This window comes from Pseudomonas sp. CFBP13509 (assembly GCF_005233485.1).
Taxonomy (GTDB): domain Bacteria; phylum Pseudomonadota; class Gammaproteobacteria; order Pseudomonadales; family Pseudomonadaceae; genus Aquipseudomonas; species Aquipseudomonas marginalis.
Map to the genome: position 1 here is coordinate 1 of NZ_QGAA01000016.1, position 20236 is coordinate 20236.

The 20236-nt window shown below is 62.2% G+C and carries 21 protein-coding genes and 1 pseudogene; 10 read left to right on the plus strand and 12 right to left on the minus strand.

Annotated features, from left to right (window positions below; all coding sequences use genetic code 11):
• From PspCFBP13509_RS23350 to gspG, 7 genes and pseudogenes are all read right to left on the minus strand, one after another.
• The coding region (locus PspCFBP13509_RS23350; RefSeq protein WP_242001096.1) for an ATPase, T2SS/T4P/T4SS family at window positions 1-1048 on the minus strand (1048 nt) is incomplete at both ends.
• 1 nt (window position 1049) lies between these two features.
• Window positions 1050-1120: pseudogene (locus PspCFBP13509_RS31830) on the minus strand (hypothetical protein); the annotation flags it as partial.
• Window positions 1121-1472: 352 nt separating this feature from the next.
• Window positions 1473-3806 (minus strand): type II secretion system secretin GspD, encoded by a 2334-nt coding sequence (gene gspD, locus PspCFBP13509_RS23360; RefSeq protein WP_137212764.1) that lies wholly within the window; start codon window positions 3804-3806, stop codon window positions 1473-1475.
• The gene (gene gspM, locus PspCFBP13509_RS23365; protein ID WP_065926133.1) at window positions 3803-4312 is read right to left on the minus strand and encodes a type II secretion system protein GspM; all 510 of its coding nucleotides are present in this window, start codon (window positions 4310-4312) and stop codon (window positions 3803-3805) included. The genes gspD and gspM overlap by 4 nt, the downstream gene beginning before the upstream one ends.
• On the minus strand, window positions 4305-5444 hold the full coding sequence (gspL, locus tag PspCFBP13509_RS23370; protein ID WP_137212765.1) for a type II secretion system protein GspL: 1140 nt from the start codon (window positions 5442-5444) through the stop codon (window positions 4305-4307). The genes gspM and gspL overlap by 8 nt, the downstream gene beginning before the upstream one ends.
• Window positions 5441-6364, minus strand: coding sequence for a type II secretion system minor pseudopilin GspK (gene gspK, locus PspCFBP13509_RS23375; RefSeq protein ID WP_065926131.1), 924 nt, complete (start codon window positions 6362-6364; stop codon window positions 5441-5443). The genes gspL and gspK overlap by 4 nt, the downstream gene beginning before the upstream one ends.
• Window positions 6365-6372: 8 nt before the next feature.
• Entirely contained in the window at window positions 6373-6822 is a 450-nt protein-coding gene (gene gspG, locus PspCFBP13509_RS23380) for a type II secretion system major pseudopilin GspG (protein WP_065926130.1), read from the minus strand.
• Between the two features lie 137 nt (window positions 6823-6959).
• Between gspG and gspI the strand changes: the two genes are divergently transcribed.
• On the plus strand, window positions 6960-7346 hold the full coding sequence (gene gspI, locus PspCFBP13509_RS23385; protein ID WP_137212766.1) for a type II secretion system minor pseudopilin GspI: 387 nt from the start codon (window positions 6960-6962) through the stop codon (window positions 7344-7346).
• Between the two features lie 4 nt (window positions 7347-7350).
• Here the strand turns inward: gspI and PspCFBP13509_RS23390 are convergent, their stop codons facing one another.
• On the minus strand, window positions 7351-7782 hold the full coding sequence (locus tag PspCFBP13509_RS23390; protein WP_065926128.1) for a type II secretion system protein N: 432 nt from the start codon (window positions 7780-7782) through the stop codon (window positions 7351-7353).
• Between the two features lie 68 nt (window positions 7783-7850).
• Here PspCFBP13509_RS23390 and gspH point away from each other — a divergent pair, with 68 nt between their 5' ends.
• Both gspH and gspJ read left to right on the plus strand, forming a co-directional pair.
• Window positions 7851-8312, plus strand: coding sequence for a type II secretion system minor pseudopilin GspH (gene gspH / locus PspCFBP13509_RS23395; protein ID WP_065926127.1), 462 nt, complete (start codon window positions 7851-7853; stop codon window positions 8310-8312).
• Window positions 8309-8914, plus strand: coding sequence for a type II secretion system minor pseudopilin GspJ (gene gspJ / locus PspCFBP13509_RS23400; protein WP_074845782.1), 606 nt, complete (start codon window positions 8309-8311; stop codon window positions 8912-8914). Before gspH ends, gspJ begins: the two co-directional genes overlap by 4 nt.
• 10 nt (window positions 8915-8924) lie before the next feature.
• Here gspJ and PspCFBP13509_RS23405 read toward each other — a convergent pair whose 3' ends face one another.
• On the minus strand, window positions 8925-9842 hold the full coding sequence (locus PspCFBP13509_RS23405) for a LysR substrate-binding domain-containing protein (protein ID WP_027603431.1): 918 nt from the start codon (window positions 9840-9842) through the stop codon (window positions 8925-8927).
• A 187-nt stretch (window positions 9843-10029) separates the two neighbouring features.
• Between PspCFBP13509_RS23405 and PspCFBP13509_RS23410 the strand changes: the two genes are divergently transcribed.
• The 7 genes from PspCFBP13509_RS23410 (at window position 10030) to PspCFBP13509_RS23440 (ending at window position 18068) form a co-directional block, all read left to right on the plus strand.
• On the plus strand, window positions 10030-11550 hold the full coding sequence (locus PspCFBP13509_RS23410; RefSeq protein ID WP_137212767.1) for an ABC transporter substrate-binding protein: 1521 nt from the start codon (window positions 10030-10032) through the stop codon (window positions 11548-11550).
• Between the two features lie 81 nt (window positions 11551-11631).
• Entirely contained in the window at window positions 11632-12549 is a 918-nt protein-coding gene (locus PspCFBP13509_RS23415; protein ID WP_027603429.1) for an ABC transporter permease, read from the plus strand.
• A gap of 9 nt (window positions 12550-12558) precedes the next feature.
• Window positions 12559-13461, plus strand: a complete 903-nt coding sequence (locus PspCFBP13509_RS23420) for an ABC transporter permease (protein ID WP_065926124.1) — start codon at window positions 12559-12561, stop codon at window positions 13459-13461.
• A gap of 32 nt (window positions 13462-13493) precedes the next feature.
• Window positions 13494-14510, plus strand: coding sequence for an ABC transporter ATP-binding protein (locus tag PspCFBP13509_RS23425; protein WP_065926123.1), 1017 nt, complete (start codon window positions 13494-13496; stop codon window positions 14508-14510).
• Window positions 14507-15496, plus strand: a complete 990-nt coding sequence (locus tag PspCFBP13509_RS23430; protein ID WP_137212768.1) for an ABC transporter ATP-binding protein — start codon at window positions 14507-14509, stop codon at window positions 15494-15496. Before PspCFBP13509_RS23425 ends, PspCFBP13509_RS23430 begins: the two co-directional genes overlap by 4 nt.
• Window positions 15493-16917 (plus strand): M20 family metallopeptidase, encoded by a 1425-nt coding sequence (locus PspCFBP13509_RS23435; RefSeq protein WP_065939601.1) that lies wholly within the window; start codon window positions 15493-15495, stop codon window positions 16915-16917. The genes PspCFBP13509_RS23430 and PspCFBP13509_RS23435 overlap by 4 nt, the downstream gene beginning before the upstream one ends.
• Window positions 16914-18068, plus strand: coding sequence for a M20 family metallopeptidase (locus tag PspCFBP13509_RS23440; RefSeq protein ID WP_137212769.1), 1155 nt, complete (start codon window positions 16914-16916; stop codon window positions 18066-18068). The genes PspCFBP13509_RS23435 and PspCFBP13509_RS23440 overlap by 4 nt, the downstream gene beginning before the upstream one ends.
• 34 nt (window positions 18069-18102) lie before the next feature.
• Here PspCFBP13509_RS23440 and PspCFBP13509_RS23445 read toward each other — a convergent pair whose 3' ends face one another.
• From PspCFBP13509_RS23445 to PspCFBP13509_RS23455, 3 genes are all read right to left on the minus strand, one after another.
• Window positions 18103-18525, minus strand: a complete 423-nt coding sequence (locus PspCFBP13509_RS23445) for a hypothetical protein (RefSeq protein WP_137212770.1) — start codon at window positions 18523-18525, stop codon at window positions 18103-18105.
• A 47-nt stretch (window positions 18526-18572) separates the two neighbouring features.
• A complete protein-coding gene (locus PspCFBP13509_RS23450) occupies window positions 18573-19037 on the minus strand; it encodes a transketolase (protein WP_065947787.1) in 465 nt (154 codons plus the stop codon).
• A 128-nt stretch (window positions 19038-19165) separates the two neighbouring features.
• On the minus strand, window positions 19166-20182 hold the full coding sequence (locus PspCFBP13509_RS23455; RefSeq protein WP_065926117.1) for a 1-aminocyclopropane-1-carboxylate deaminase: 1017 nt from the start codon (window positions 20180-20182) through the stop codon (window positions 19166-19168).
• Window positions 20183-20236 lie beyond the last annotated feature (54 nt).

Here is a 20236-nt window from a genome sequence, read left to right on the forward strand (position 1 = left end):
GGCGGACCAGGCGTTGCGCCAGCACGCCCAGCAGTGACGAGGCCAGCAGGAACGGCTCGACGCCCATATCGATCAGGCGGTTGACCGCCGACACCGCATCGTTGGTGTGCAGGGTCGCCAGCACCAGGTGCCCGGTGAGCGAGGCCTGCACCGCGATTTGCGCGGTTTCCAGGTCGCGGATTTCACCGATCATGATGATGTCCGGGTCCTGGCGCAGGATCGCCCGCAGCGCCAGGCCGAAGGTCATGTCGATCTTGGCATTGACCTGGATCTGGCTGATGCCCGGCAGGTCGTATTCCACCGGGTCTTCCACGGTGAGGATATTGCTGGTGCTCGCATCCAGCCGCGCCAGGGCGGCGTACAGGCTGGTGGTCTTGCCGCTGCCCGTGGGCCCGGTGACCAGCACGATGCCGTGGGGCTGGCGGATCAGGGTATCGAGCCTGGCCAGTACCGAGGGCGCCATGCCGAGGGTTTCCAGTTGCAGACGGCCGGCTTGCTTGTCGAGCAAGCGCATCACCACCCGCTCGCCATGCCCGGTGGGCACGGTCGACACGCGAATATCAATCGGCCGCCCGGCCACGCGCAGGGCGATACGCCCGTCCTGGGGCAGGCGTTTTTCGGCGATATCGAGCTGGGCCATGATCTTGATCCGCGACACCAGCGCACCATGCAGCGCCTTGCGCGGCGACACCACATCCCGCAACGTGCCGTCGACGCGGTAGCGCACCACCGAATGGCTTTCATAGGGCTCGATGTGAATATCACTGGCCTCGTCCCGCGCTGCCTGTGTGAGCAAGGCGTTGATCATACGAATCACCGGCGCGCCATCCTGGGTGTCGAGCAGGTCGGTGATTTCGGGCATGTCCTGCATCAGGCGGTCGAGGTCGACCTCGTTCTCTGCCGCGCCCACCACGGCGGCGGCGCTGCCCGTATCGGCATAAGCACTGGCGAGAAGGCCGTCGAGTTCATCGTCGCGTACCTGCTCAACCCGCGACTGGCCGAACTGGCGCCGCACTTCGCTGATCGACCAACCGGGGGTGGAGGGGCANAGCATGCCGTCGTCGCCGGGACGCAGGAGGATGCGTTGGGATTTGGCCCAGGCGTAAGGGAGAAGGCTCACAAGACATCTTCCTGACCGAGCGCGGTCACAAAACAACGTACCCGCGATGCGAAGCGAGCCGCTTTTGATCTTGATCTTCGGCGCCCCGTAAAACCACGCTGGCCGAACGCAGGCTTGAATCCGTGGGTAACCCGGCAGGACGCCGGGTTAGCCGTCCTGGGCCAGGGATGGCCCATGACGGCGGCCCACGGATTCAAGCCTGCGTTCGGGCACACCGAGCCTAGGCGAGGTGCCGAGTGGTGGGGCGAGGACCTTTTGGTTACTTTTGGGTCCTTCCAAAAGTGACCCGCTGTAAGAGCGGAACCATAGGTGGCCGTTACCGCAGGAATGGATATGTACACGGTCAAAATGTTCACGGTCGCCCCCCAGAAACCGGCACCGCCCGAATCACCGCCCTCGGCCCCTGCTGCTGCCCGCCCGGAATCCCCTTCTCCACCGCCGGTAACTGCGGCGCCTGCACATCCGGCATCGCCCAGCTGTGTTCCGGCTGGGAATGGCCCTGGGCACGGCGCATGTAGTCATAGCGGTTCAGGGTGATCGCGCGCCCGGCCCCACTGTCGCGGATGATATACGGGCGCAGGAACACCATCAGGTTGGTCTTGGTGACCGCCCGGCGTTCATTGCGAAACAGCACACCCAGCCCCGGAATGCTCGACAGCCACGGCACGGCTTCATTGCTCTGGCTGTAACCGTCCTGGAGCAGGCCGCCGAGGACCATGATCTGCCCGTCGTCGAGCAAAATACTGGTGTCGATCGCGCGCTTGTTGGTGACGATCCCGGCCGACGCGGCGCTGCTGGACGCGCGCTCATCGATGCTGCTGACTTCCTGGTAAATATCGAGTTTGACCGTGCCACCCTCGGAGATTTGTGGGCGCACATTCAGCTTCAAGCCGACCTCTTCACGGGTGACCGTCTGGAACGGATTATTGCTGGTACCGCCGCCACCGGTCACGTAGCTGCCACTGACAAACGGGATAGTCTGGCCAACAAAAATACTGGCCGCCTCGTTATCCAGGGTCAGCAGGTTCGGCGTCGACAGTACGTTGCTGCCGCCTTTGCTTTTAAGCGCGCGGGCCAACACCTTGAGGTCCATGACCTTGCCAATGCCGGGCACATCCACGGTACCGTTGATAAAGCCGAGGCTGAGCCCGCCGGGCAGCACGTCAACGCTGGTCTTGCCATTCAGGTTGAACCCCGCGCCGCCCAGGTTAGTCCCGCCAATCACGCCTTTGCCGGCCAGGTCGCCGCTCTGCCACTGCACACCGAACTCATTGGCATCGTCCTCGCCGACTTCAACGATAAGGCTTTCAATCACCACTTGGGCGCGGCGCTGGTCGAGCATGTCGATGACTTCACGCAGGTTGCGGTACAGCGGCTCCGGGGCAGAAATCAGCAAGGTGTTGGTGGTCGAGTCGGCCTGGAGGGTCACGCCACCGGCGGTGAAGGCGACGTTTTGCTCATTCGTTTGCCCGCCGGGCTGGCTGCTCGAGCTGCTGTTCGTCTGCGCCGACTCATTGGCGCTGGTGGTACTGCCTTGGCCACTGCCCTGCCCGGTCTGGCTGCCGGAGATATTGGCACCCATTGTGCTGAGGGCCGACCGCGCATTGTCACCGCCACCGCTGTCGCTTTCACCGGTCAGCAAACCGCGTAACGACTGCGCCAGTTTCGCGGCCTGGGCGTTGCGCAGGTACACCACGTGCAAATTGCTTGGGTTGGCTTGGGCGTTATCCAGCTTGTAGATCAAGTTACGCGCCAACTCGGTTCGCTCCGGGCTGCCGGCACGAATCACGATCGCGTTGGAGCGCGGGTCGCCCACCACCGTGATTTTCTGCGTCGGATCGCTGCCCGGCTGCTCCAGCAGTTGCGAGACCATCTCGGCGATATCCACGGCGATCCCGTTTTGAACCTGCACCACGTCGGTGTCGATGGCGCTCGGTGTGTCGATGCCGTCGATAAGCTGCGCCACCCGCGCCAGGTTCTCGGCGTAGTCGGTGACAACGATGGTGTTGTTGCCCGGATAGGCGTTGATCGGATTGTTTGGCGAAACGATCGGGCGCAGTACCGGGATCAGGTTCACCGCGTTTTCGTATTGCAGGCGGAAGGTGCGCGTGAGCATGCCGCTGCCGCCCGGCTTGTCGGCACTGTAGATCGGCCCGCCGAGCAGCTTGGCATCGGCCTCGGGCACCACGTGCGCGATACCGCCAACATCCACCACGCTGAAGCCCTGCATGCGCAGTGCCGCCAGCAGCATGTCGTAGGCCTGATGCGCCGGCACCTGCCCTTCGGAAACCAGCGTGAGGGAGCCCTTGACGCGCGGGTCGACCAGGAAATGCTGCCCCGTCGCACGGGACAACGCCCGCACCACGGCTTGAATGTCGGCCTCGACGAAATTCAGCGTGACCGGTTGATCGCCCAAGGGTTTGCTCGGCGCCACGCCGCTGTGACCGGCACCGCTGCCACGTGTGGGGTTGGTAACCTTGTGCAAGGGCCGCGACTGCCGTTCGATTTGCACTTGCGCACGCTGCCGGTCTACCAGGGCATCGCCGCTGCGCTGGGTGGTGGCCAGGGGCAGGCCGAGCTCACTGTCCTGGGGTAAATCCGCCGTGGGCTGCGCGCTGCACGCACTCAGTGCGAGCAACAGAAACGGCACAGCCGTACGGACATAATGGGAACCTGACCACTTCATGATGCTTCCTTAGCGCCGTGCATCCGATCCATACGGACGGTTCCTGTGAGAGTGCCTGCCGTGTTGTCGACCGAGGCTTCGCCGGCGCGCTGCAAACGAGCCTCCACCACGTCCAGCGAGAATTGCCCTGGGTCACTCAATAACCAGCCGAGCACCGCATCGGCGGGGGCCGAGTCCAGTGTCAGTTGCCAGGACGCATCCTGGGCCTGTAACCGGTAGTGCCCCGCCAGTCCGGCGGCGTCGAGGGATTGCCGCAATGAGTGTTCAAGGTCCAGCCCGACAGGCGTGGTGACCTCGCGAAGCAACAGCGCCAGTGCCTGGCTCTGGGCGCGCAGCTTCGGGGTTTCGGCTTGCCAATAGTCAATGTTCTTGAGCGCTGGCTGGATCAGCGACAGCCAGACCAACAGGCTGGCGAGAAACACCACCGCACCGCTGAGCATGGTTTTTTCCCGCGGGGCCAGCGCTTTCCAGCGCCCTTTGAAGGCCATCAGTCTCGGATTATTCATCGTCGTTTTCCACGCTGGAATCACCCTCTCCCGACGCGGGTTCGGCCATCGCACTCAGCGTCCAGATGCGCTCGTTGCGGTGGGCGGAAAGTCCCGCCTGGCTCAGCGCAGCCTGTACAGCGCCGTCGGCAGCGGGAGTGGCTTCGGCGGTCATCTGCAGCTGCAACTGGCGCTCGCTGAAGGTCAACCGCTGGACGCTGCCGGCCATGAACGGCAGCGCCATGGCGGCTTGCTGCACCAGGTAAGCAAAGTCGTGATTGAGCTGCGCGGGCCCTCCCCCTTGCCGGTTCGCCAACTGCTGGCGAGCCTGTTGCAGAGGGTTGAGAATCACCGGCAGCTCGGGAAATGCGTGCTTCACGCGCTGGCTCATCTGCTGCTTGAGCTGCTGCCCTTGCGCAACCTCGCGGGCGGCGTAAAGGTTGAGCCCGGCCACCCAGACACCCACGGCCAACGCACAACAGCCCAACGCCCGCCCCCAACCGGCCGCCTGTGCAGTGCGCCGACCGACCCCGGCGTGCAATCCCCAGCCAGGGGCAGCGCCGTTCCAGCGCTGATGGTCCACGGGCCACAGCACACTTTCGCCGGTGGCGGCGAGCGCTTCCAGACGGTCCTCAACCAACGGTTCCACCGCCCCATGGGCGAGGGTGAAGCGCAGCAGCAACTGGCCCTCTACCACACACCCATTGATCTGCCCGGCCGCTGGCACGGCTAAGCGGTAAGGCGCTGGATACAGGCCGCCCAGCTTCAATCCGTGCAGGCCAAGCAACTGACCGAGGCGATCCAGTACAGCCTTGGGCAGCCAGCTCAGGTGCACCTGTCCATCGGCATCTCGAGCGCTGTGCGCCACATGCATCTGCTCGCTGGGCCCCAGGATCAAGGCCTGCGCAGCGCAGGTAACGGCCGCATCGATACGGGACGCTGACAGCGGCGGAAGTTCAATGCGCGTAAGTACCGTGTCCATGGGGTGAAGGAAACACTCGACGGCCTGAGACTTGACCTGTTGTTCCAGCTGGCCAAGGGTGCTGATGCCGGTATGACTGACGTGCCCCTTGCGGTCCAGTTGCGCGAACTCAAGCTCGGTGTCCGACGTCAAGGACTCCAGCGGCGGCAAGGCAAGACGCAGGCGCGTCATACGCCCAGCCTCGACCAGATCACCCTGGGCATTGCGTCTTCCGGACGATGCAGCAGCGCAGCCAGGTGCACACGGCGCTGATTGCGGCGGGCTTGCCCCTGGAGCAGGAACCACTCACTGGTGATCCCGACATTGAGTTCATCCACGTTCAGGTTGGGCAATCGCGCACGGTTAACGAAGTCGCCGCGATTGATAAACCACTGGCCGCGATCGCGCTCGGCGACCAACGCCTTGGCCTGCGCCCAGGACAAACCCGGCACCACCGCGGCCAGCACCTCCGCGCTGGCCGTATTGCTGTTGACCCAGGTGTTGACCGGAAGAATGCTGACGTAGTGCTCCAGCCGTGCCAAGACCCGCTCATTGAGGCCTTCGATACCGCGTAATTGATCAAGACTGCGCAGCATCGGCTGGGTGGCGGGTAATGGCGGGGGCGGCTGCCCCACTGTTGAGGCAACCGGCCTATGTGGGTAGGCCGCAATCACGCGTTGGCTGATGCGCTGCGCCAGGCGGGCCTCGACACCGATCATCTCGCACAACCGCTCAAAGCTGCGCATCTGCCCGAGATCAACAGACTCTTGGGCGATTAAATTGCGCAGGTTGAACTTGCCTTGCAGGTCCTCAAGGCGGCCTTCGAATTCGCCGTCCTGAGCGGTGTTGATCGGCCGGGCCCATGGCTGGTCAAGCCGCGTCAGCACATCCTGCTCGCGGGCGTCCCGAAGCAATCGCCGGCTGACTTCCAGGCCGCCCAGCAGTGATGCACTGCCCTGCACTCGCGCCTGCTCGGCCTCAAGTGAACGGGTAAAAACGCTCTGGCGGGTGAGCATGCCGGCGGCGAACACAGCGACCACCGCCGCGATCAGCATCGCGCTGATAATCGCCATGCCGCGCTGTTTCGCCCCTGTGGGCGAGTGTGATTTCATGGCGGCGCTTAGAGCTGCCAGGATCCGATATCGGCATTCACACCGTCGCCATCAGGCTGTCCGTCGGCACCGAGGGAGAAGATGTCGACTTCGCCGTTCGCGCCGGGATTCAAGTAATGGTAAGGACGGCCCCAGGGGTCGTTGGGCAGGCGCTCCAGATAAGAACGCCAGTTGGTATTTTTTGCATCTGCCGGGCGCTCGACCAATACCTTGAGGCCCTGGTTCATGTTGGGATAGGTGCCGTGGTCGAGGCGATAAAGCTTGAGCGCCTGCATCAGGCCGGCAACGTCCTGCTTGGCCGCAATCGCCCTGGCCTGGTCCGGACGGTCCAGCACTTTAGGCACGACAATCGCCGCCAGAATGCCGAGGATGACCACCACCACCATGATCTCGATCAGCGTGAACCCTTGCTGAACGTGGCGGGCGCGAGGCCCATATTTGATGCGCGCGAAATCCATATCCACCATCCTTGGCTTGATCCTAATTCGGCGCGCAGTGTAACAAAACTAACTATCTGGATAGCAAAAATAATTGGCCGCTGCCCGCGGCGCTCTGAGTGCTACTCTACGGCGTGTTTTTACGCCAAGAGTGACCCATGGAGCTGTCGCGCAAGGAGCAAGGTTTTACATTGATCGAGGTGCTCGTGGCCTTGGCGATCATTGCCGTGGCGATGGCGGCGGCGGTCCGCGTTGCAGGCTTGATGACCCAGAGCAATGGGTTGCTGCGCGACCGCTCGATGGCGCTGCTGTCGGCCCAGGGCAGGCTCGCCGAACTGCGCCTGGAGGGACGCCTGCCCAGGGGGCACAAAGCGTTTGACTGTGATCAGGGCCGCTTGCAGTTGAGTTGCGAGCAGAGCATCGCACCGAGCGCCGATGGACGCCTGATGCGCGTCACCCTGCAGGTGTCGGAGCGCAAGCGCGAGGCGCCACCGTTGGCGCGGGTGGAAACGCTGCTCAACCCGCCGAAGGCAACGCCCCAATGAGCGTTCAGGGTCGGGTCAAGCGCGGTAGCACCACCGAGTCCGGCAGCGTGCTGACCTTAATGCGGGTGTGCTGCGTGCCACGCTCAATCACTACCGCATCGCCCTCGATCGCCGCCAGGCGCACACCCTGGGCCAATGACTCGCCCACCCGAAAACTGCGCGGCGGCCCCTCGTTCAGGCTCAGGATCGCCACCGCCCCGCGCACGCCCGCCATCAGGCCGGAGACCTTGATGTCCACCACCGCCGGCTGGTTGGAAAACCACTGCAACGCCGGGGTATCCGGGCGAGCGGCCAAAACCGGCGGCTCGACTGGCGGCACCTGGGACTCGGCCGATGTCAGCAACACGGAAGACCAGACCAGCCCCCCCGCGAGCGCCGTGGCCAATGCCACTGCCTGCACCACTCGCGGCGCGGTCAAACGAAAAATAGCGACCACGACAAAACCTCCTTGTTGTCCTGCCGGGCAGTCTACAGGAGAGACCCACGACGAAGGAGCGTTGTGTCATGACCAAGGCCAATCAGCAAGGCTTCACCCTGATCGAGTTGATGGTGGTCCTGGTGATCATCGGCATCGCCTCAGCGGCGATCAGCCTGAGCATCAAACCCGACCCGTTGCAATTGCTGCGCAAGGACGCCAACCGCGTGGTCCAGATGCTGCAGATCGCCCAGGCCGAAGCCCGGGCCGACGGCCGCCCCATCACGTGGCGGGCCGACAATAAAGGGTTTCGCTTCAGTCGGCGCAACGCGCCCGGCGAGGGTTGGGATCACTTCATGAGCGACCCGCAACTGCGTCCCCGTGCCTGGGAAACACCCTCGATGAGCGTACGTGTAACCCCCAGGCAACCGGTGGTACTGAATGCCGAATGGTTTGCCTCGCCCTTGCAACTGCAGCTCTCGGATGGCCAGCACCGCCTCACCCTTCACCGCACGGCGACAGGACAAATACGCGTGGCGAACCAACCATGAAAACAGACCAGCACGGTTTTACCCTCATTGAAGTCATGGTGGCGATCATGCTGATGGCCATTGTCAGCCTGATTGCCTGGCGCGGCCTCGACAGCGTGAGCCGTGCCGACAGCCATCTGCAGGCCAGCACCGAGCAAACCGAAGCGTTGTTGCGCACACTCAACCAGCTGGACCGCGACCTGGCCCTGCGCGCCAGCGTTGAACTGAGAACGCCAGCCTTGAACGATGACGAACAGCCCGACGGGCTCGCCGCAATCAGCGTTCGCAGCTCCGACCAGCATGATTTTCAACTGAACGTGATTCGTAACGCAGCCCTTCCCGAAAACGGTCTGCAACGGGTGCGCTGGTGGCTGGAGGGTGACACGCTGTACCGCGCCACATCCGCAGCCAGTGATCGATACCCGTTGCCTGCGCCCAAAAAAGCAGTGGCCGTCTTATCCGGTGTCAGCGACCTGCAAGTGCGCATCTGGGAACCGGGCCAAGGCTGGCGTCAGCTGGCCGGCAACCGTAAAGCCGATCCCATCGGCCTGGAAATCAGCCTGACCCGCCAGACGCCGCAGGGGGAAGAACGCTATCGGCAAGTGGTGGGGCCGCTGCAATAACCTCATCTTTTCAAAGCCGCTTCGCCTTCGCCAGCTCAGCGATCAGAAAATCCCTGAACGCCGAAACCGCCGCCGGTAGATTGCGCCCAGCCATGCTTTGCAGTTCGATGCGCCGCGCCTGCATGCCTTCATCAAGGATCGGCAAGCATTGCAACTGTTTGTCCGCCACCTGTTGGTGCAAGGTCATTTCGCTGGCCAGGCTGATGCCTCCCTCTTCACGGACGAAACTGTAGAGCGCGGCAACGTAATTGGTGGTCAATACCGGGTCGAACAACAACCCCTGGACGCCGCAACAGATGTCGAAGAGTTGCCGTATCGTAGTGTCGGCCTTGGGTAACGCAATGGGCCAGGGTTGCAACTCGGCGAGGTTGACAGACTCCCGCCCGGCCAAGGGATGGGCATTGGAGACCACGGCAAAAATCGCCCCGCTCAGGACATGTTCGACCTTGATTTCCTTTTGCGGCGTCAGGCTGAACGTCATCGCCAGGTCGGCTTCACCGGAGCGAACCTTCTCGGTCGCTTCAGCGGGCGCACAGACCTCCAACGTAAAATGAATGCCCTGATACTCACGCCTGAACGCGCTGATGCTCCTGGGCATGTATTCCAGGGCAAATCCTTCCGAACAGGCAACATGCACATGCCCCCGTTGCAAGCCGTGCAGCTCGGTAATTTCCAGCACCACCTGCTCGGCCTCAAGCTGCGACTTGCGCGCATACGCCGCCAGTCGCGCCCCCGCCTCGCTGAGCACCATGCCGCGGGCGCGACGCTCAAACAGGCTGGCATCCAGGGCCAACTCAAGCTTGGAAATTTGCCGGCTCACCGCTGATGCCGCCACATTCAGCCGCATTGAGGCCTCGCTGATCGATCCGCATCGGGCGACTTCAAGAAAATAGCGCAGTGCCGTGGACTGCACGCCATACAGCTGCATCGGAGCCCCCAAGGATTGCCTTTTCGGCAAAGGAAGTATCGAAATATTGTGCTTGCGGCATTGATAGCCCTTCCCTACATTCGTGTCCAGACCAAAAAAAACAGCGCCCGACCTTTTCCTCCTCCTTCTACGCATTTGCGATTCGCTGCCCTTTGATTCAACCACTCTCGCCAACGGAGACGACGGCATGGGCATCAAAGGTTTCGCCTGCAGTATCGCGCTGATGGGCCTTATCAGCAGCTTTCCGGCGCATGCCGGCAAAGCCAACGACACCCTGGTTTACGCTTCCGACAGCGAGCCTGAAAACATCAGCCCCTATCACAACGATTTACGCGAAGGCGTGATTCTCGGCCGGCTGATCTGGGACAACCTGATCTACCGCGATCCCAAAAGCGGCGAATACAAACCCATGCTGGCTACCAGCTGGAAGCAGGTCGACGACACCACCCTCGACTTTGAGCTGCGCAAGGGCGTCAAATTTCACAACGGCGACGCCTTCACCGCCGACGATGTGGTGTTCACCCTCAACTACGTGGTGTCGCCCGAAGCGAAAGTCGTTACCGTGCAAAACGTAGACTGGATCAAGGGCGCCGAAAAAACCGGCGACTACAGCGTCCGCCTGTATTTGAAGAAGCCTTTCCCGCCGGCACTGGAATACCTGTCCAACGCCGTTCCGATGTTTCCCAAGCAGTACTTCGAGAAGGTCGGCCTGGCCGAATTCAGTCGCAAGCCCATTGGCACCGGGCCGTATAAAGCCGTGTCGGTGGTGGCCGGCGAAGGCGTGACCATGGAGATCAACAAGGACTACTTCCCGGACAGCCCACAAGGCAAGCCCCATATCAGCCACCTCAAGTTCCGCGTGATCCCGGATGCAGAAACCCGTCTGGCCGAGTTGATGACCGACGGTGTCGACTGGACCTGGCGTGTGACCTCGGATCAGGCGGTCGACCTCAAGGGTATGCCGAACCTGACCGTGACCAGTGGCGAAACCATGCGCATCGGTTTCCTGATTCTTGATGCACGTGGCACCTCCACTGAAAACTCACCGATGAAGAACCTCAAGGTGCGCCAGGCCATCAACCATGCGATCAACCGCAATGCGCTGGCCACGCAATTGGTGGGGGGCGAAGCCAAGCCCTTGCAGGTTGCCTGTTATCCCGGCCAGTTCGGTTGCGATACCACTGCGGCCACGGTCTACGACTATGACCCCGCCAAGGCCAAGGCGCTGCTCGCCGAAGCCGGTTACCCAAATGGCTTCGAGACAGAAATCTTCGCTTATCGCGACCGTGATTACGTCGAAGCCATCATCGGCAACCTGCGCGCAGTGGGCATCAACGCCAAGCTGCGCTACTTGAAGTACGCCGCCCTGCGCGATCAGCAACGTGGCGGCAAGGTGCCCATGTCGTTTCAGGCCTGGGGCTCGTTCTCGATCCTCGACACCTCGGCGTCGGCCGGTACCTGGTTCAAGGGCAATCCGGACGACAATATCAAGGACCCACAAGTCCAGGGCTGGTTGCAGACCGCCGACAATGCCCTCGACCCGCAAGTGCGCAAGGATAACTACCGCAAAGCCTTGCAGCGCATCAGCCAGCAAGCCTACTGGGCGCCGCTGTTCAACTACTCGATGAACTACGCCTACACCTCGGAACTCGCGTTCACACCGTACCCGGATGAGCTGCCGCGTTTCGTCGAGTCCACGTGGAAGTAATACGTAACCGGGCGCACGGACTCTCGTGCGCCACGGACACGTCCTCACACTTGTCATCCATTGGATATGAGGAAACTTGCCATGCTTGGATTCCTTCTGCGCCGCCTGGGCATCGCCATTTGCGTTGCCATTACCGTGTCGGTGATCAGCTTTTCTCTTTTGCACCTGTCCGGCGACCTCGCCACTGCCATTGGCGGACCGGAAGCCACCAGCGAACAGATCGAACAGATTCGCGTGCAGTACGGCTTGAACAAACCGCTGCCGACCCAGTACTTCAACTGGCTGGGCGATTTGCTGCGGCTGGACCTGGGCAACTCGTTTTTCTTTCAGGAATCGGTCTACAACCTCGTCGCCAGCCGCCTGCCGATTACCCTGGGGCTGGGTGCCATGGCGCTGGGGATCGCCTTGCTGGTGGCCATTCCACTGGGCGTGCTGGCCGCAGTCAAACGCGACACCTGGGTTGACCGGCTGGCCTTGAGCATCGCGGTGCTGGGCCAGGCAATGCCAAGTTTCTGGTTTGCGCTGATGCTGATCGTGGTGTTCGCGGTGACGCTCAAGTGGCTGCCGGTGTCCGGCAACGCGACCCTGTTGCACTTCGTCATGCCGGCCATTGCCCTGGGCTACTACGCGACGCCGGCAATCATGCGCCTGACCCGCGCCGGCATGCTTGATGTGCTCAGTTCCGATTACATCCGCACCGCCCGCGCCAAGGGCCTGCGCCCTGCCCGCGTGCTGTTCAAGCATGCACTGCGCAACGCGCTGATTCCGGTCGTCGCGCTGGCGGCGGTGGAGTTCGGTTTCATGCTCGGCGGCTCGGTGGTGATCGAAACCGTGTTCTCCCTGCAAGGCATCGGGCAACTTGCCTGGGACGCTATCGCCCGTGACGACTTTCCGGTGGTACAGGCCGTGGTCCTGTTGATTGCGGTGATCTACATCATCCTCACGTTGCTGGCCGATGTGCTCAACGCACTGCTCGACCCGCGTATTCGCGTGCGCTAGGAGGCCTACATGAGCACCCCCACTACCCTCGCGATCAATGACTACCTGCCACCACCGAGCAGCCTGAGCCGAGTGCTTGGCAAGAGCTTGCGTCATCGGGGTTTCGCCATCGGCGCGGTGTTGTTGCTGATTATCTTCGCAGGTGCACTGTTCGCGCCGTGGCTGGCACCTTACGACCCTTATGCGCAAGACGTGATGCTGCGCATGAAACCGCCGGTATGGATGGCCAACGGCACCTGGGAATACGTGCTCGGCACCGACAAGCTGGGCCGTGACTACCTGTCGAGGCTGCTCTACGGCGCACGTATTTCGCTGTTCATCGGCATTGCAGCGGCGCTGATTTCCGGCTTTATCGGCACGCTCATGGGGCTGTTGGCGGGCTACTACGGCGGCAAGGTCGATGGGTTTATCAGCTACCTGATCACCACCCGGCTGGCGATGCCGGTGGTGATGGTCGCGCTGGCCTCGGCCTCGTTGATGGGCGGCTCACTGAAAGTGGTGATCGTGCTGCTCGGCTGCCTGTTATGGGATCGCTTCGCGGTGGTGGTCAGGGCCTCGGTGCAACAGATTCGCGATGCTGAATATGTGGCGTCGGCCCAGGCGCTCGGCTGCTCGACCCTGCGCATTCTGGTGAGTGAAATCCTGCCCAATCTGGTCGGCGCACTGATCGTCGTCGCGACGCTGGAAATGGCCCACGCGATCCTGCTGGAGTCGGCCCTCTCGTTCCTCGGGGTTGGCGTGCAGCCACCGACGCCGTCCTGGGGCCTGATGATCGCGGAAGGCAAACCCTACATGTTCTTTTCCCCGTGGGTTATCGCCATTCCCGGCGTCGCCCTGATGATTCTGGTGCTGGGCATCAACCTCGTCGGCGATGGCCTGCGCGATCTGATCCTGCCCGACGGCCGTAACTGATAGACCGCCGTAACTGATAGAGGGAACCGAACATGGCACTACTCCATGTAGAAAACCTGCGCGTGGACATCCCCATGGGCAACAGCCCGACGCCGGATGACATGCTGCATGCCGTACGCGGCCTGAGTTTTGAAGTCGAGCGCGGTGAAATGCTGTGCATCGTCGGGGAATCCGGCTGCGGCAAATCCCTGACCTCGCTGGCGTTGATGGACCTGTTGCCACGCAAGGCCAAACGCACCGCGTCCCGGCTGACGCTGGACGGCATCGACATGCTCGGCCAGAGCGAGCGGCGCATGTGCGACCTGCGCGGCAACCGCCTGGCGATGATCTTCCAGGAGCCGATGACCTCGCTGAACCCGGCCTACAGCATTGGCGATCAACTCAGCGAGGTACTGACCCAGCATCGCAAGGTCTCACGCAAGGAGGCCCTGGCGCGCGCCGCGCAGATGCTGGAGAAGGTCGGGATCAGCAATGCCACCGAGCGCTTGCGCCAGTATCCGCATCAACTTTCCGGCGGGCTGCGCCAGCGGGTGATCATCGCCATGGCATTGATGTGCGAACCGGACCTGATCATCGCTGATGAGCCCACCACGGCGCTGGACGTGACCATTCAAGCGCAGATCCTGCGCTTGATCCGCGACATTCAGAAAGAACTCGGCCTGGCGGTGATCTTCATCACCCACGACCTTGGGCTGGTGGCACGGATCGCCGACCGGGTCGCCGTGATGTATGCCGGGGAAATCGTCGAAACCGCCCCTGCCCTGCAACTGTTCGAGAATCCGCAGCATCCGTACACCCGGGGTCTGCTGGCGAGTATTCCAATCCCTGGCCGGACCAAACCGGGTGAGGCGCTGGGTTCGATTCCAGGCCTGGTGCCGAGTCTGGTCGGCGAACAGCAAGGGTGTGCGTTCCGCAATCGTTGCAGTCAGGCGATCCCGGCCTGCGCGCAAAACATCCCCGAAGTCGAACAGGACGGGCACATGGCGCGCTGCCTGTTCGCCGCCCCGGCCCCGGCACCGATTCGCCTTCAGGAGCGTGCAAGGTCATGAAAAAAGATATCGCTTTGGAGCTGTGTGACATCCGCCGTGAGTTTCGGATCAACCAGGGCTTTTTCAAACCCGCCGCCACCCTGAAGGCCGTGGATGGTATTTCCCTGCGCCTGATGCGTGGCGAGACCCTCGGTCTGGTGGGCGAGTCCGGTTGCGGCAAAAGTACCCTGGCCAAGATGCTGCTCGGTCTGTTGCCGCCCACCAGCGGCGACGTGTTGGTCAATGGCAAACACCTGGCGGCGACTGATCGCAAGGCAATGTCCCGGCATATCCAGCCGATTTTCCAGGACCCGTATTCCTCGCTGAATCCACGCAAGACCCTGCGCGAAATCGTTACCCTGCCGCTGATCGTGCATGCCATCGGCAGCACCGCCGAGCGCCGCAGGAAGACCGAAGCGATGCTTGATGTGGTCGGCCTGCCCAAACGGGTGATCGACAGCTACCCGAGCCAGCTGTCCGGCGGGCAACGCCAGCGGGTGGCGATTGCCCGGGCGCTGATCATGCGCCCTGACTTGTTGATCTGCGACGAGCCCACCTCAGCGCTGGATGTGTCGGTGCAGGCGCAGATTCTCAATCTGCTGCAGGACCTCAAGCGTGAATTCGGCCTGACCTATCTGCTGATCAGCCATAACCTGGCGGTCATCGAACACCTCGCCGACCGGGTCGCCGTGATGTACCTGGGGCGCATCGTCGAAGAACGCACGCGCGAATCGTTGTTCGCGGAGCCCGGTCACCCATATACCCGCGCCTTGCTGGATTCGGTGCTCACGCCCGATCCGCGCCTGGGCATTCCCGAGATCGGCCTGCACGGCACCTTCCCCAACCCCATGTCACCGCCGTCCGGCTGCGCTTTCCATCCGCGCTGCCCGAGCTGCCTCGCCCCCTGCAAAACGGCCTACCCGGCCAATGGTCCGCTTATCGGCGGCAACGTGCGTTGCCACCTTCACGACACTTCTGCCCAAACACTGGAGCTTGTCCACTCATGAGTCGTTCACTGGCTATCAGCAACACCACAGCACAATTCGACAATGGCGAGTTTTTCAATCTGCTCCAACGCAGCGTCGCCTTGCACACCGAAAGCCAGGCAGCGGACAGCCAGCCCGAGCTGTATCGCTACCTCAATGAGTTCATCACCCCACATGTCGAGGCGATGGGTTTCAGCGTCAAGATCTATGACAACCCAGTGGCCGAGCGCGGCCCCTTCATGATCGCCACGCGCATTGAACACCCGGACCTGCCGACCGTGCTCAGCTACGGCCACGGTGATGTGGTGCGCGGCTATGAGGCGCAATGGCGCGAAGGCCTGTCGCCGTGGCACGTCATTGCCGAAGGCGATCGCTGGTACGGCCGCGGCACGGCGGATAACAAAGGCCAGCACCTGATCAACCTGACCGCGCTGGAACAAACGCTCAAGGCGCGCGATGGCCAACTGGGTTTCAATGTCAAGCTGCTGCTGGAAATGGGCGAAGAAGAAGGCTCGCCGGGCTTGAACGCATTCTGTGCCGCGCACAGCAAAGAGCTTGCGGCGGATATTTTCATCGCCTCGGACGGCCCGCGCCTGGCGGCATCACGCCCGACGATTTTTCTCGGCTCGCGCGGGGTATTCAACTTCGAGCTGGTGGTCAATTTACGTGAAGGCGCCCACCACTCCGGCAACTGGGGCGGGTTGCTGGCCAATCCCGGCATCATCCTGGCCAATGCCATCGCGAGCATGGTCGATGAACACGGTCGGGTGAAAGTGGCGGGCCTGATGCCCGAGACACTGCCGGAGCCGGTTCGGCAGGCGCTGGCCGATATTGCCGTGGGTGGCGGACCGGGCGATCCGGACATCGACGCCAACTGGGGTAACCCGGCGCTTTCGCTGAGCGAAAAGGTGTTCGGCTGGAACACCCTCGACGTCATCGCCTTCAAGACCGGCAACCCAGACGCCCCGGTGCATGCGATTCCCGGCAAGGCTAACGCCCACTGCCATATCCGCTTCGTGGTCGACAGCGACTACACGACCTTTATCCCGGCGGTACGTACCCACCTGGATGCGCATGGCTTCAGCAATGTCGAGGTCAAGCAAAGCCGCATCGATGTGATGCATGCCACTCGGCTGGACCCGCAGAGCCCTTGGGTCGATTGGGCGCTCGGCTCCCTGGCACAGACCACCGGCAAAAAACCTGCGCTGCTGCCAAACCTCGGTGGTTCGCTGCCCAACGACGTGTTCGCGGACGTGCTGGGCCTGCCGACATTGTGGGTGCCGCACTCGTACCCGGCCTGTTCACAACATGCGCCGAACGAACACTTGCTGGCGCCGGTGGTCAAGGAAAGCCTGCAAATCATGGCCGGGCTGTTCTGGGACCTGGGCAACGATGCGGCACGCCTGACCCGGGAACATCAGTTACGGGAGCAGGCGCAATGAGCGCCACGCCACAACAGGCCCTGGACTGGCTAGCCGACCAGCGCCCAGCCATGGAAGCACTGCTGCGGCGCATCGTCGACACCGACTCCAACAGCTATGACAAGGCGGGTGTCGACGCCGTGGGCGCGCTGCTCGCGGCTGAACTGGAGGCCGACGGCATCCTGCTCAAGCGCATCCCGGTCGAGGGTTTTGGTGACGTGCTGCTCGCCGAAGTGCCAGGCGATTCTGGAAAACCGGTGCTGTTGCTGGGCCATCGCGACACGGTCTTCCCCAAGGGCACCACCACGACTCGCGGCTACAGCCGCGACGCCAACCTCGCCTATGGCCCCGGCGTCGCCGACATGAAAGGCGGCCTGGTGCTCAATTGCTTCGCGCTCAAAGCACTCAAGCGCGCCGGCCGGTTGCCCTATCCGGTGCAGGTCCTGTACACCGGCGACGAAGAAATCGGCTCCGGCAGCGCCAGGCCCCATATCGAAAACGCCGCCCGTGCCGCCCGCGCCGTGCTCAATACCGAACCCGGCCGGGCCAGCGGCAACGTGGTCAGCGCACGCAAAGGCGGGGCCACGCTGATCATCGAAGTCAGCGGCCGCGCGGCGCATGCCGGGGTCAACCATGCCGACGGGGCCAGCGCCATCGAGGCCCTGGCACACAAGATCGTCAAGCTGCATGCCTTGACCGATTACCCGGCCGGCATCACCACTAACGTTGGGCTGATATCCGGTGGTACGTCGAGCAACACCGTCGCGCCCAGCGCCTGTGCGCGGCTGGACGTGCGCTTCATCGAACTCAAGCACTGGGATCGGATCTTCAGCGCAATCCAGGCCATCGTCGCCGAAGAAGAACTGATCGGCACCCGCGCCGTCCTCAAGGAAGCGACGACCTTTCTACCGATGGAAGCACGCCACAGCGAACGACTGCTGCACCTCTATCAACAAAAAGCACTGGCATTGGGTTTCAGCGTCGAAGGCGAATTCACCGGCGGTTGCGCCGACTCCGGCTTTACCGCCAGCCTGGGCGTTCCAACCCTGTGCGGGCTCGGCCCGGTGGGTGGCAAGGTCCACACCGATCGTGAATACCTGGAGCTGGACACCCTGGTACCTCGCGCCCTGGCCCTGGTGGCGACCATTCTGGCGGTCGGCGACAGCGTTTGAGGCCATGGTTTTCTACGTGTGGTCCCCGACAGGTTCACAGGCAGCTCCCGGCGCTGTCGGGTATCGTTTCAAGGTGACGGGAATAGCTCACTCGGGCGAAGTTTTTGACCTGTTCTACTGCTGCAATCACCGAACATTCGGCCGACACGTCTGGCGCTATGGAGTAGAGGCATCGCTTACCCATGGAAAGGCTATGCAATACACGTTCATCCAGTTCACCGAGCACGACAAAAGAACAGTCACTCCTGGCCACTTGCACATCAACGTGCTTGCCAGGGACGGTGTCCACCGCATCGACATGGAGCAGCGCAACATTGTCAAAACAGCTGAACCCTTGATGAATCAAGTCAATATGAGCGCTATCAAGTCCGCACACGATGACCACGATGCGCGTGCAACTTGATGGCTCGCGCATCCACCTCATTGCGTTGGGACGACAATCGACAGCTTGGCTCATAAGCGATGCCTTTATGGTTCCAACAGGCGAATGGACCAGGTCATTGGTTAAATGACGCCGCGTGCCTGCAACACGCTTTTCGCCAGGCTTCGGGTCGCCGCTAACACAACCTCCACCTGTTGATCCATCTGTGCAGTGGAGGAGGCTACTTCTCCAAGCTCGACCACGCGCAGCGGATGACCAAAGACGGACCCCAGCCACGTCATGCCGCAATCCGTGCCAGTTTCGACATCCAGTAAAAAGCTGCCGTGGGAGACGCCGCGCAACAGTTGGCTGGCATGGCACGCGTAGGCCCCGTCGGACGGCTCCGGGCTGGACCCGACCTGCAACCAGTCGAGCCTCAACGCCTCGGACTGTTTGATGGCTAGATAAGCCACCTGGTCCCACTCATCTATCGCCACATGCAGCTTGTCGATCATGTACGGGGGCAACGCGGCGCTGGTAACGATCACTACTCCGGCATCCGCCGAAGGCTCCTTGATCCAGACTGCAGATTGCGTTATCGCATGCATGGCGGTACTTCCGGCGGTTGGATAGGAGCAACGTGCTCCGGGTGGCGATTCGACGATGGGGTCGTGACATTCAATATTGATGCCGACTCACCCATCGCTTCGTGAGCTCCCTGGTTTTTTGGCGTTAATCAGCCGTTGCGAAACAGGAAGCTGTAGGCATTCAGCGCAGGCGCCCCACCCAAGTGCGCATACAGCACTTTGGAGCCTTCGGGAAACTCACCACGGCGGACCATTTCAATCATCCCGTGCATGGATTTGCCTTCGTACACCGGATCGGTCAGCACACCTTCCAGGCTCCCGCACAAACGAATGGCTTCCAGCGTGCCTTCGTTGGGCAAACCGTATTCCGGGTAGGCAAAACGTGTATCGAGCACCACGTCGTCTTCGGTGATCTCACGGCCCAGTTCCACCAACTCTGCGGTGTGCCGGGCGATACGCAGGATCTGCGCCTTGGTTTGCTCCGGCTTGGCCGAGGCATCAATGCCGATAACGTTCTTCGAACGGCCGTCCGCGGCGAAACCGACGACCATGCCGGCCTGGGTACTGCCGGTCACAGAGCAGACCACGATGTAGTCGAACGTGAACCCCAGTTGTTTTTCCTGCTCTCGCACTTCCTCGGCAAAGCCGACGAACCCAAGGCCGCCGTAGGGGTGTTCGGAACAACCCGCCGGTATCGGGAACGGCTTGCCACCCCGCGCCACCACATCGTCCATGGCCTTCTCCCAACTGGGCCGAATGCCGATATCGAACCCGGCGGCGTCCAGTCGTACCTCGGCGCCCATGATGCGAGACATTTCGATATTGCCAACGCGGTCATATACCGCATCGGAGTAGTTCACCCAGTTTTCCTGCACCAGCACGCACTTCATGCCCAGGTGAGCGGCAACGGCGGCCACCTGGCGGGTCTGGTTCGACTGGATGCCGCCGATGGAAACCAAGGTATCGCAGCCTTGCTCGAGCGCTTCGGGAATCAAATATTCGAGCTTGCGCGTTTTGTTCCCGCCGAAGGCCAGGCCACTGTTGCAGTCTTCACGTTTGGCATACAGCTCGACCTTGCCACCCAGGTGTTCACTGAGGCGCTTCAAGGGCGTGATGGGAGAAGGACCGAAGGTCAACGGATAACGTTTAAAACGATTCAGGTTCATGACGCTGCTCCTTGATTACTGGACATCAAAGCGCCAGACCGAAAGGCAAAGGTT

What these genes read in the sequence shown, in the direction of transcription:
- gspG (WP_065926130.1), bottom strand. Translation starts at nt 6,822, where the DNA reads ATGGATTTCGCGCGCATCAAATATGGGCCTCGCGCCCGCCACGTTCAG.
- PspCFBP13509_RS23435 (WP_065939601.1), top strand. Translation starts at nt 15,493, where the DNA reads ATGAGTCGTTCACTGGCTATCAGCAACACCACAGCACAATTCGACAAT.
- gspJ (WP_074845782.1), top strand. Translation starts at nt 8,309, where the DNA reads ATGAAAACAGACCAGCACGGTTTTACCCTCATTGAAGTCATGGTGGCG.
- gspL (WP_137212765.1), bottom strand. Translation starts at nt 5,444, where the DNA reads ATGACGCGCCTGCGTCTTGCCTTGCCGCCGCTGGAGTCCTTGACGTCG.
- PspCFBP13509_RS23420 (WP_065926124.1), top strand. Translation starts at nt 12,559, where the DNA reads ATGAGCACCCCCACTACCCTCGCGATCAATGACTACCTGCCACCACCG.
- PspCFBP13509_RS23410 (WP_137212767.1), top strand. Translation starts at nt 10,030, where the DNA reads ATGGGCATCAAAGGTTTCGCCTGCAGTATCGCGCTGATGGGCCTTATC.
- PspCFBP13509_RS23415 (WP_027603429.1), top strand. Translation starts at nt 11,632, where the DNA reads ATGCTTGGATTCCTTCTGCGCCGCCTGGGCATCGCCATTTGCGTTGCC.
- PspCFBP13509_RS23430 (WP_137212768.1), top strand. Translation starts at nt 14,507, where the DNA reads ATGAAAAAAGATATCGCTTTGGAGCTGTGTGACATCCGCCGTGAGTTT.
- gspI (WP_137212766.1), top strand. Translation starts at nt 6,960, where the DNA reads ATGGAGCTGTCGCGCAAGGAGCAAGGTTTTACATTGATCGAGGTGCTC.
- PspCFBP13509_RS23455 (WP_065926117.1), bottom strand. Translation starts at nt 20,182, where the DNA reads ATGAACCTGAATCGTTTTAAACGTTATCCGTTGACCTTCGGTCCTTCT.
- PspCFBP13509_RS23450 (WP_065947787.1), bottom strand. Translation starts at nt 19,037, where the DNA reads ATGCATGCGATAACGCAATCTGCAGTCTGGATCAAGGAGCCTTCGGCG.
- PspCFBP13509_RS23425 (WP_065926123.1), top strand. Translation starts at nt 13,494, where the DNA reads ATGGCACTACTCCATGTAGAAAACCTGCGCGTGGACATCCCCATGGGC.
- PspCFBP13509_RS23440 (WP_137212769.1), top strand. Translation starts at nt 16,914, where the DNA reads ATGAGCGCCACGCCACAACAGGCCCTGGACTGGCTAGCCGACCAGCGC.
- gspK (WP_065926131.1), bottom strand. Translation starts at nt 6,364, where the DNA reads ATGAAATCACACTCGCCCACAGGGGCGAAACAGCGCGGCATGGCGATT.
- PspCFBP13509_RS23405 (WP_027603431.1), bottom strand. Translation starts at nt 9,842, where the DNA reads ATGCAGCTGTATGGCGTGCAGTCCACGGCACTGCGCTATTTTCTTGAA.
- gspH (WP_065926127.1), top strand. Translation starts at nt 7,851, where the DNA reads ATGACCAAGGCCAATCAGCAAGGCTTCACCCTGATCGAGTTGATGGTG.
- gspD (WP_137212764.1), bottom strand. Translation starts at nt 3,806, where the DNA reads ATGAAGTGGTCAGGTTCCCATTATGTCCGTACGGCTGTGCCGTTTCTG.
- gspM (WP_065926133.1), bottom strand. Translation starts at nt 4,312, where the DNA reads ATGAATAATCCGAGACTGATGGCCTTCAAAGGGCGCTGGAAAGCGCTG.
- PspCFBP13509_RS23445 (WP_137212770.1), bottom strand. Translation starts at nt 18,525, where the DNA reads ATGAGCCAAGCTGTCGATTGTCGTCCCAACGCAATGAGGTGGATGCGC.